The sequence below is a fragment of the Streptomyces sp. NPDC059861 genome (assembly GCF_042731435.1).
In the GTDB taxonomy this organism is placed as follows: Bacteria; Actinomycetota; Actinomycetes; order Streptomycetales; family Streptomycetaceae; genus Streptomyces.
On the sequence record NZ_JBHWJQ010000077.1, the window covers coordinates 1 to 8,609 of the forward strand.

Annotated in this window: 5 protein-coding genes; 3 read left to right on the forward strand and 2 right to left on the reverse strand. The window is 72.1% G+C overall.

Annotated features, from left to right (window positions below):
* Window positions 1-69: 69 nt before the first annotated feature.
* A complete protein-coding gene (locus ACFV6X_RS35205; RefSeq protein WP_385390485.1) occupies window positions 70-1,695 on the reverse strand; it encodes an aspartate aminotransferase family protein in 1,626 nt (541 codons plus the stop codon).
* Window positions 1,696-1,961: 266 nt separating this feature from the next.
* On the opposite strand from ACFV6X_RS35205, the gene ACFV6X_RS35210 reads away from it, so the two are divergent.
* Both ACFV6X_RS35210 and ACFV6X_RS35215 read left to right on the forward strand, forming a co-directional pair.
* Window positions 1,962-2,423 (forward strand): flavin reductase family protein, encoded by a 462-nt coding sequence (locus ACFV6X_RS35210; RefSeq protein WP_385390486.1) that lies wholly within the window; start codon window positions 1,962-1,964, stop codon window positions 2,421-2,423.
* Window positions 2,424-2,497: 74 nt separating this feature from the next.
* Window positions 2,498-2,911 (forward strand): YybH family protein, encoded by a 414-nt coding sequence (locus tag ACFV6X_RS35215; RefSeq protein ID WP_385390488.1) that lies wholly within the window; start codon window positions 2,498-2,500, stop codon window positions 2,909-2,911.
* A gap of 237 nt (window positions 2,912-3,148) precedes the next feature.
* Here ACFV6X_RS35215 and ACFV6X_RS35220 read toward each other — a convergent pair whose 3' ends face one another.
* Entirely contained in the window at window positions 3,149-3,556 is a 408-nt protein-coding gene (locus ACFV6X_RS35220; RefSeq protein WP_385390489.1) for a YybH family protein, read from the reverse strand.
* Window positions 3,557-3,820: 264 nt separating this feature from the next.
* On the opposite strand from ACFV6X_RS35220, the gene ACFV6X_RS35225 reads away from it, so the two are divergent.
* Window positions 3,821-8,609 (forward strand): beta-ketoacyl synthase N-terminal-like domain-containing protein (locus ACFV6X_RS35225; protein WP_385390490.1); only part of this gene is annotated, 4,789 nt, incomplete at its 3' end.

The following is an 8,609-nucleotide window of genomic DNA, read 5'->3' on the forward strand; positions in this document are numbered from 1 at the left end:
GCGCGGGGGCGGGGCCGGGGTCCGGGCCCCCGCGCCCCGGGCCCCCGCCCCGCGCGCTGCTGCCTGGTGCTACTGGCCCGGCAGGTCCAGAGGGCGCCGGTAGCCGCCCCGGATGATGTCGCAGGTGTCCCGCAGTGCCGTCTCCAGCCGGCTGATCTCGTCGTCCGAGAGCAGGACGGACGGCTCGAAGCGCAGCGTGTCGGGCGCACTCGCGGTCGGGAAGGTGCGAAGCCGGTGACCCCGCAGCAGGTGTCCCGCGATCAGGTAGCCGAACAGGCCGGACCGGGCGGCTTCGGCGACCGGAGCGGCCGGCGCGCCGGACTGGTCGTGGAACTCCAGCCCGAGGAACAGGCCCCGGCCGCGGACGTCCTTGACCACGTCGGGGAAGTCGTCACGCACCGAGCCCAGCACGGCCAGCAGCCGCTCACCCAGTTCGGCGGTCTTGCGGTACGCGGCCCCGCCGTCCGCCTCCAGGAGTTCGAGGACCTTGAGGGCGATGCGGTTGGAGAAGCCGTCCTTGGCGAAGGTCGAGCTGTGGATCAGTTCGAACTGGCCCTGGTAGCGCGAGGCGCGGACCAGCAGCACCGAGATCTTGGCGAGGCCGCCGCCCAGGCTCTTGGCGAGGGTGTAGCAGTCACCGCGCAGCCCGAGACGGGTGCTGGCAAGGAAGTCTCCGGTACGGCCCATTCCGCTCTGGATCTCGTCCACGACGACCGGTGCGCCGACCTCCGCGCAGACTTCGTGGACCTCCTGGACGAACTCCGCCGGTATCTCACGGATGCCGCCCTCACCCTGAATCGGTTCCAGGAAGAACGCGCAGATGCGGGGTGCCTCGTGCTCGGTCAGCCGGACCAGGCCGTTCTCCACCTCCAGGCCGAACAGCGTGGCGCGCTCCTCGTCGGCGATCTTCCGGAGCATGCCGGGCCGGCCGAGCGGGACGAACCGGGCCTGCGCGGCCAGCGCCTTGAACGGGTTGCGGTAGCCCTCGTTGTGGGTGAGCTGGACCGTGCCGGCCAGCTTGCCGTGGAAGGAGCCCTCGGGGGTCAGGAAGACCGGTGGGCGCCTGGCCTGGTCCGCGTTGTGGGTGACGAGGTGGTGGACGAGCTCGTTCAGCGCGGCGACACCGGAGTCGCGCGTCTGCACACCGACGTCGCGTATCTGCACACCGGCGCGCTCGAAAGCCTCGGCGGGCACGGTCGCCGAGCCGTCCCGTACGGCCTCGCGCGCCGCGGTGAGGCCGTCGTCGATGGTGGCCAGGAGCGCTCCGAGCCGGATGACCCGGTCCATCTCGGAGTGCTTGAGCGCGGCCTCGTTGGCCTCGGCGCCGGTGTTGGCGAAGATGGCGAAGTACGGCTCGTCGTAGCCGCCCTCGCGCCGCACGATCCGACTCAGGGTGAGCGCCAGTTCGGCCGCCTCGGGGTGCACTGAGAACTGCGAGTGGACCGGGACGCCGGCGTCGAGCAGCTCCTTCGCGTACGCGACGAGCGTCGGGTGGTTGTGCCCCAGAAGGAGTGAGCCGTATCCGCCCGCGTAGTCCAGGACGGGGATCTCACCGCCGTCCTCGGCTCGCTGGTAGAGCGTGTTTCCCTCGGCCCGCACATATTCGGCGTCGAGGCCGGCGGAGGCCAGTACGGCCCCCAGGTGGGGCTCTGCCAACTGGGTTTCCTCGGCGTGGGTATGCGATACATCGGTCATGGGGCCAACATCCCGGATCCCGTTCCAACACGTGGTCACGGCGTGGTCATCGGGGTATTTCTCGCCGTCCGAGACCATCGATTACTTGGCGATTGAACGCCGGAATGCATGGAACGGATAGCTTCTCCGTCCAGCCCTTCGTTGCGTAGGGGCAGTGAACCCGAATCCAAAGAGGGGAAATGACTCCTGCATCCGCAGAGCTCGATCCCACAGTCTCGCGGACGGGGCTGCGCACGTCTGTAGAGGCCGCTTCGCTGCGGGATGTGATGTCTCAGTTCGCCACCGGAGTCACTGTGCTCACGGTAGGTGGCGAGCACATCCACGCGATGACCGCCAACGCCTTCAGTTCTGTGTCGCTCACTCCGCCGACCGTCCTGGTGTGCATCGCTCACAGTGCGGTCATGTTCGAGGAATTGACGGGGGGTGGGCATTTCGGCGTGAACATTCTGGGAGCCGGGCAGGAACCGCTCGCCCGTCACTTCGCGGACAAGAAGCGCGCGCTCGGCCTCACGCAGTTCGAGGACGTCGAGTGGGCGCCGGGCGCCCACACAGGCGCCCCGCTGCTGGCCGACGCGCTCGCCTGGCTGGAGTGCGATGTGATCGACGCCCACGTCTCCGGCGACCACACGATCTTCGTCGGCAGAGTGCTGGGCTGCCGGCGAGGCAACGGCGAACCGGCGCTGACGTTCTTCGACGGGAAGTTCGGCAGCGTTCCGCGCGCCGCATGAAGACGCCGCGCGCCCCGTCGGCGCGCGGATGCACAAACACCGCCGTACACGACGACCCCATGAAGGAGCAGTCCATGACCACCTCGACGACCGACGTCGACCTGTTCAGCCTCGAACTCACCGACGACCCGGAAGTCCAGAACGACGTCTTCCTGAAGATCTTCAACTCGGGCAACGGCGCCGCCTTCGACAATCTGTACCGTGACGACGCCATCTCCAACCTGACGGGCGGCCCGCTGACCGGCGAGGCGCGCACCAAGGGCATCATCGAGCTGCTCGCCAAAGGCCCGACCCTGAAGTCCGTCGTCAAGCACTCCTACACCGCCGACGACGTCACGCTGATCGTGGTGGACTTCGAGCTGGGCCTGCCCGGCGAGGACGGCGGACTGGTCCAGATCAAGGGCTCCTGCACGGACGTCATCCGTCGTGTCGAGGGCGGCAAGTGGCTGATGGCGGTGGACCGTCCGGTCGCCGACCTCACCGCCTGAGTCCTCAGTCCGTGCCAGGCGGCGTGAAGCGCGGCCGCCACGAGGCCGGGCGACTCCGACAGCGGGGTGGCCCGGCCTCGCCCATGCGGTGAGGCGGGGCGGCCGGCGGTCGCCGGCGGGCCGCCGGCCGTTCGCGGAGGACGCAGCAGAGAGCCGCATGACCCGGGGCACTCCGGGTCATGCGGCTCTTCGCGTCATCCGTGCCGGTCTGTGCCGGCTCGTGCGATCGCGCTCGGGTCAGTCGCGGGGCTCCTCGCCGAACGGGTCGTCGACGGCGTACAGCCACGAGCCGTCCCCCTGCTTGCGCAGCACGTCCAGGCCGACGCCGCGGAGGCTCTCGCGGCCCGCGCCGCCCTCCGCGTTGACCTCCATCGTCCAGTCCACGACCAGCAGGGCCGTGTCCCCGGTGACATAGGCCTCACGGACATCGGTCTCGATGCGCGGCTGGGTGAGGCTCAGGAACTCCTTGATGGCGGCCTGGCGCTCCTTGCCGCTCACCGGGTTTCCCTTCTCCCACACGATGATGCCCGCCTGCGTGTAGTGGGCGTCGACGCTCTCCGCATCACCGGAGTTGAAGGCGGCTACATAGCTTTCGAGATGCTCCTCGAGCTCCTTGGGAAGTGCAACGGCCGCGGCGTTCGGCATTCTTCTGTCCTCCGGTAGGTGTGGATGAAGCTACGTGTGGATGAAATGCACGGCGAGGGTCGAACTACAGCGGAAAAGCTATCCGCAGGCCGGAACCGGGGACTCATCGCGGAGTAACACCTCGTCCGGCGGAGTGGCGAAGCCGCTCTGATTACCGCGCCGTGATCACGCGTTGGATGTTCGGCAGCCCGCCCTCCTTACGGTCGACCAGGGGTCTCGCCGAGCCGTCCGGGCTCCGAATACGCGGACCGAAGTCTTTGACCAATGCGCCACGCAGCAGGGAAAGGGCAGCTGAAGGTGACGACGAGCGAGCACGAGATCCATGGAGAAACCGCCAGGCGGCGCGGTGCGGGCGCCGGCAGGGCCGAGCCGATCGCTGTCGTCGGCATGTCCTGCCGGCTTCCCGGAGCCGGCGGTCCGGCCGCGTTCTGGGACATGCTCGCGCGCGGCGAGAGCGCGATCACCGCGGTGCCGGAGGGACGTTGGGGTTCCGACGGCCGTGCGCTCGGCGCCGACAGGGGCGGGTTCCTGGCGGACGTCGCCGACTTCGACGCCTCGTTCTTCGGCATCTCGCCGCGCGAGGCCGTGACGATGGACCCGCAGCAGCGGCTGGTGCTGGAGCTCACCTGGGAGGCGCTGGAGGACGCGGGGGTCGTGCCCGCCGCGCTGCGCGGCACCAGGACCGCCGTCGTCGTCGGCACCCTGCGCGACGACTACACCAGCCTGCTGTACCTGCACGGCGCCGAGGCCGTCACCCAGCACACCATGACGGGCGTCAACCGGGGTGTGATCGCGAACCGCGTCTCGTACCACCTGGGTCTGCACGGTCCGAGCCTGACCGTGGACTCCGCCCAGTCGTCGTCCCTGGTCGCCGTCCATCTGGCCTGTGAGAGCCTGCACGCCGGTGAGGCGGACGGCGCGCTGGTCGCCGGCGTGAACCTCAACCTGCTCGCCGAGAACGTTGTCACCGAGTCCCGCTTCGGAGCGCTGTCACCGGACGGCACCTGCTACACCTTCGACGCCCGGGCCAACGGCTTCGTGCCCGGAGAGGGCGGCGGTGCGGTCTTCCTGAAGCCGCTGAGCCGGGCGCTGGCCGACGGGGACCGCGTCTACGGCGTCATCCTCGCCAGCGCCGTCAACAACGACGGCGCCACCGACGGGCTCACCGTGCCCAGCGCACAGGCGCAGGAGGCCGTGCTGCGCGAGGCGTACGAGCGCGCCGCGGTCGCCCCGGACGAGGTGCAGTACGTCGAACTCCACGGCACCGGCACGCCGGTCGGCGACCCGGTGGAGGCCGCCGCGCTCGGCGCCGCCCTCGGCGCCCGCCGCGCCGACCGGGGCCCGCTGAACGTCGGCTCGGTGAAGACCAACATCGGCCACCTCGAGGGCGCCGCGGGGATCGCCGGCCTGATCAAGACGCTGCTGAGCCTGCACCATCGGCGGCTTCCGGCCAGCCTGAACTTCGAGACGCCCCACCCGCGGATCGACCTGGACGCGCTGGGCCTGGCCGTACAGCGTGAGCTGACGGGGTGGCCCGACGAGGACCGCCGACTGGTCGCGGGCGTCAGCTCCTTCGGCATGGGCGGCACCAACGCCCACGTCGTGCTCTGCGAGGCACCGCCCGTGCCCGCCGAGGAGACCCCCGCCGAGACCGCGGCTCCGACGCCGTGGGTCGTCACGGGCCATGACGAGGACGCGCTGCGCGCCCAGGCCGCGAAGCTGCACGCCTTCGTCACCGACCGCCCGGAGCGGTCGGCGCAGGACGTCGGCCGGGCGCTGGCCACCACCCGGACCTTCCTCGGCCACCGGGCCGTGGTCGTCGCGGACGGCCGCGACTCGCTGCTCGCCGGCCTGGACGCGCTCGCCACCGCGGCCCCCGCGGCCTCCGTCGTCACCGGGGCCGTACGGCCGGGCGGGACGGCGTTCCTGTTCACCGGTCAGGGTGCCCAGCGCACCGGCATGGGCCAGGAGCTGTACGCCACGTTCCCGGCGTACGCGGCCGCCTTCGACGAGGTCGCCGCCCGGCTGGACCCGCTGCTGGAGCGCCCGCTCGCCGAGATCGTCGCCGACGAGGAGGCGCTGCACGAGACGGGCGCCACCCAGCCGGCGCTGTTCGCCGTCGAGGTCGCCCTGTTCCGCCTGCTGGAGAGCTGGGGGCTGCGCCCCGCCCTGCTCGCCGGCCATTCCGTCGGCGAGCTGGCCGCCGCCCATGTCGCGGGGGTGCTCTCCCTCGCCGACGCCACGAAGCTGGTCGCCGCGCGTGCCCGGCTGATGCAGGCGCTGCCCACCGGGGGCGCGATGATCGCCGTCGAGGCCACCGAGGCGGAGGTGCTGCCGCTGCTCGCGGGGCGCGAGGACGTGCTCGCCGTCGCCGCGGTCAACGGCCCGGACGCCCTGGTCCTGTCGGGTGACGTGGAAGCGGCCACCGAGGTCGCCGACGCGCTGCGGGCCGCGGGGCACCGCACGAAGCGGCTGACCGTCTCGCACGCCTTCCACTCCCCGCACATGGACCCGATGCTGGAGGAGTTCCGCGCGGTCGCGGCCTCCCTCGACTACGCGGAGCCGGTGCTCGCGGTGGTGTCCACGGTGACCGGCGAGCCGGTCACCGCCGGTCAGTTCACTTCGCCCGACTACTGGGTGGAGCAGGTCCGCCGCCCTGTGCGCTTCCTCGACGCCGTGCGCGCCCTGGAGAGATCGGGCGTCAGCACGTTCCTGGAGCTGGGCCCCGAGGGCGTCCTGTCCTCCCTCGCCGAGGACTGCGTCGTGGACACGGAGGCGGTCGCCGCGGTGCCGCTGCTGCGTGCCGGACGGTCCGAGGCGCTGACCGCGCTGACCGCGCTGGCCACCGCGTTCGCGCGCGGCGCCGAGATCGACTGGACGGCCCTGTACGGCGACCGGCCCGCACGCCATGTCGGGCTGCCCACCTACGCCTTCCAACGCACGCGCTTCTGGCTGGACGGCGCACGCCGGGCGGCCGCGCCGCTGCCGGGGCCTGTCGCGGCGACCGCCCCCGTCGCCGCGGCGGCCCCGCGCGGTGAGCTGGGCCGCCGTCCGGCCGCGCTCGGTGAGGCGGACCGCGAGAGCGCCGTCGCCGACCTGCTGCACGCCCACATCGGGGCGGTTCTGGAGTACGAGCCGGGCCGGCGGGTGCCCGACCACACCCCGTTCCGGGACTTGGGCTTCAGCTCCCTGATGGCCACGGAGCTGCGCGGCGCGCTCGCCCGGGCCACCGGCCTGAAGCTGCCGGCGGGCCTGCTCTTCGACCATCCCACTCCGGGGGAACTCGCCGGCTTCCTGACGTCCGAACTCCTCGGCGCGGCCGAGCAGGCCGACGAGACGGCCGTCGTGTCCGCCGAGGGGGAAGCCATCGCCATCGTCGGCATGGCCTGCCGGTACCCGGGCGGGGTGGCCTCGCCGGAGGATCTGTGGCGTCTGGTCGCCACGGGCGAGGACGCCATCGGCGAGTTCCCGGCGGACCGCGGCTGGCCCGCCGACCTCTACGACCCCGATCCGGACCGGCCCGGCCGCAGCGCGGTGCGTCACGGCGGATTCCTCTACGACGCGGGTGAGTTCGACGCCGCGTTCTTCGGGATCTCGCCCCGTGAGGCCCTGGCGATGGACCCGCAGCAGCGTCTTCTCCTGGAGACCGCGTGGGAGAGCGTCGAGCGCGCGGGGATCGACCCCACAAAGCTGCGTGGCACCCGCACCGGTGTCTTCGTCGGCGCGACCGGCCTGGAATACGGGCCGCGTATGGACGACGCCCCCGAGGCGGTCCAGGGCAGCGTGCTGACCGGCACCACCGCGAGCGTCATGTCCGGCCGGATCGCCTACCAACTCGGCCTGGTGGGCCCGGCCGTCACGGTCGACACGGCCTGCTCCTCGTCGCTGGTCGCCCTGCACCAGGCCGTCCGGTCGCTGCGCTCCGGTGAGACCGATCTGGCGCTCGCGGGCGGCGTGACCGTCATGTCATCGCCGGGCATGTTCGTGGAGTTCTCCCGCCAGCGTGGTCTGGCGCCCGACGGCCGCTGCAAGCCGTTCTCCGACGACGCGGACGGCACCGGCTGGTCCGAGGGTGTCGGCCTGCTCCTGGTCGAGCGGTTGTCCGACGCGCGGCGCAACGGGCACACGGTCCTCGGAGTGATCCGCGGCTCCGCCGTCAACCAGGACGGCGCCAGCAACGGCCTGACGGCGCCCAACGGCCCGTCCCAGCAGCGGGTCATCCGGCAGGCACTGGCCGACTCCGGTCTGACCGCGGCGGAGGTGGACGCCGTCGAGGCCCACGGCACCGGCACCCGCCTCGGGGACCCCATCGAGGCGGAGGCCGTCAAGGCCGTCTACGGCCCGGGACACAGCTCCGAACGCCCCCTGCACCTCGGCTCGCTGAAGTCCAACATCGGCCACGCCCAGGCGGCCGCCGGTGTCGGCGGCGTCATCAAGATGGTCCAGGCCATGCGACACGGTCTGCTGCCCAGGACGCTGCACGTGGACGTGCCCAGCAGCCAGGTCGACTGGTCCGAGGGCACCGTCGCGCTGCTGACCGAGGACCGGGAGTGGCCGGCGGCGGAGGGCCGGCCGCGCCGCGCGGGTGTCTCGTCCTTCGGCATCAGCGGCACCAACGCCCACGTCATCGTCGAGCAGGCCCCGCCGACCGCGTCCGCGCCCCTCGAGGACTCATCCGCTCCGGACGCGCCCATTCCGGCCGGACCCGCGCCGTTCGTGCTGTCGGCCCGCGACCCCGGGGCGCTCCGCGCGCAGGCCGCGCGCCTGGCCGCGTACGCGGCGGACACCGACGCCGCGCCCGCGGACCTGGGTCTCTCACTGGCGACGACGCGTGCGGCCTTCGAGCACCGCGCCGTCGTCCTCGCCTCCGGGGCCGAGGACCTGCGCCTCGGCCTGCGCGCCCTCGCCGACGGCACACCGACCGCGAACGTCGTCACCGGCGAGGCCACCACGGAACGCCGCACCGCGTTCCTGTTCACCGGCCAGGGCGCCCAGCGCACCAACATGGGCCGCGAACTGTACGAAACCAGCCCGGTCTTCGCCGAGGCACTCG